3 protein-coding genes are annotated in these 2,036 nt (G+C 40.1%); 1 reads left to right on the top strand and 2 read right to left on the bottom strand.

The genetic code is table 11. From position 1 onward, the window contains the following. Positions 1-942, top strand: a 942-nt coding sequence (locus tag HGJ91_RS06580) for a hypothetical protein (protein ID WP_291346916.1), incomplete at its 5' end; no start/stop codon positions are given. Positions 943-1,176: 234 nt separating this feature from the next. Here the strand turns inward: HGJ91_RS06580 and HGJ91_RS06575 are convergent. After that, complete coding sequence (locus tag HGJ91_RS06575; protein ID WP_291346915.1) at positions 1,177-1,734, bottom strand: GNAT family N-acetyltransferase; 558 nt, start codon at positions 1,732-1,734, stop codon at positions 1,177-1,179. Then, positions 1,712-1,879, bottom strand: coding sequence for a hypothetical protein (locus HGJ91_RS06570; RefSeq protein WP_291346914.1), 168 nt, complete (start codon positions 1,877-1,879; stop codon positions 1,712-1,714). Before HGJ91_RS06570 ends, HGJ91_RS06575 begins: the two co-directional genes overlap by 23 nt. Positions 1,880-2,036: the final 157 nt, after the last annotated feature.

The raw sequence follows: 2,036 nt of genomic DNA, 5'->3' as shown, positions 1-2,036 counted from the left end.
AGACAAGAAGCTTGGGAAACATTGACAAGATCTTTGATAGAAAATGGATGGATCATTAGTGCTGCATTCCCTGTTGAGTCTGAATTTTCAAAATCACAGAATATTATGGATAATGCTTCAGCCGTCAGCTCAATATTCATATCCTGCCGAAAACGCTTAACAAAATCCTCAGAACCCGCAACATGGAGCGGTTTTGGCGGAACCGGCGTTCAGCAGAAAATCCGCCAGGCTGTAAAACAGGGTCTTGAAGAATTCAAGGTATTAAAACTCAACCCTGTGGATGAAATGGTTGCAAGTTATGGCAGGGCTTTAAGGGTGCTTTCTGAACAATGGCCTGTTTTAGATGGTGATGAACCGGTTGGGCCTGTCCGTGCAATGAATGAAGCCAGCCGGGTGGTTGCTGAAAACCAGATTTACAGGATCACTGACGGTCAATTGAATGTTGAGGATCTGTCACCTGAAGCATCCATGGCGCTTACCTTATATGGAATTTATGGCTTAAAGGAATTTCGTTATGATGAAGCATTGAACTTGTCCCGTTCCCTGAATATCAGGCTGGAAACAAAGACAGGCGGATATACATCTGATGGACTTTTTATTGGTATTAATACCCAGTCAAGCGCTGGCAAACGAGCCCGGCGGGCCAAAGCAGAAGATGCCGGATTTCACGCGCCCCTTATCAAAAAAGGATCAAAGCTCAGATTGGCAAGACCTGATGAACGTAATCAAAAACGGATTGAGAATCCCCAAACCGAATGGGACATTCTTCATGGGCTGATCATGAATTTTCGCAAAGGTGATGTTCCTGTAGCTCGCGCTTATCTGTCCAGACATGCTGAAGGCAAAGAAAACCTGATAAAAAATCTGATTAACGTATGGGCATCCGAAATGACGGACGAAGACCTCAGAAAAGAAGGGAATGCAATTGTTTTTGGAATATAGGGAACGTCCATCCTAAAACTACCAAGGGGAAGTTAGGAACGGGGACGAAAGAACTTCCCCAACTATGCATCACAGCTTCAGGCCACCTTTGCCCGATCTTAAATCACAAAAATATCAAAATAGCCCGCTATTCCATCAACTTTTGTGATTTGAGATCGAACAAATTTGACCCAAATCTATGCGCCTACTTGGGGAAGTTATTTTGTCCCCGTTCCTTAGGGCAGATATCTTATATTATGTTATGGAAATCCGTTTTAGATCAAAAAACATGGCGCGAGTTTTTTTGTTTTTATCTTTTTCGGAAAAGTGTTGAAATCCGTTTTTTTGGTAAAACTTAATAGCCTTTTGGTCGTCATTGTTGTATGCGTCTACAGTAAGAAAACGGCAACCTGTCCGGTTTCGTGTAATAAAAAGACGCTTAACCATGTTAATAAGATGCGAGCCAACTCCGAGGCTCTGGAACGGAAGGGAAACTCCGAGTCGAGTAATTTTGACGGATGGAAGGAATGGATATCTTTTATTTTCAGGGAGGTCAGGGATTTGACTAAATTTTTTCAGACGAATCGAATCATTGCATAAATCAATTAAGGCCACAGGCAAATCAAGCTCCTCTGTGGCCTTAAGATAGTAAGTTTGAGTAATCAGTGCTTCCTTATGAAGCAGGGCGTCTATTTGAAAATATTCGTTTAAATCTTGGTTTCCACAATCAAAAGTAAAAAGAATGTCATTATCGGTGACTTTTTGTAGTTTCCAGCCACTGTCGGCAATCTCATTTCTTTCCTTTTGCGACATATTTTTTAACTAATTCCTTGGCTTGTCCCAATTTTGGAGTTGGGGTGTATTTTAATGGTTTTTTCAAATCACTTTCAATTTTGTGCAAAAAATCAGATGCATCTCTCCCTTTTAGAATGGGGGTCGCTGCAATGGGTAATGCCATGGCTCACCTCCTTTAATCTTTTTAATTGCTTCTTTATGAAGTCTAATTCGTTTAAAAAAATGGGTAAAAGTTTAATTTTGAATTTCAATGAATTATGTGATATTTCAGGCTATTAAAAAATATTGTCTCATTATTGTAAAAATTTAATTATCATGAA

This window comes from Desulfobacula sp. (assembly GCF_014237455.1).
Taxonomy (GTDB): domain Bacteria; phylum Desulfobacterota; class Desulfobacteria; order Desulfobacterales; family Desulfobacteraceae; genus Desulfobacula.
The sequence above is the reverse complement of the archived record's forward strand: the minus strand, read 5'-3'. Positions and strand labels throughout refer to the sequence as shown.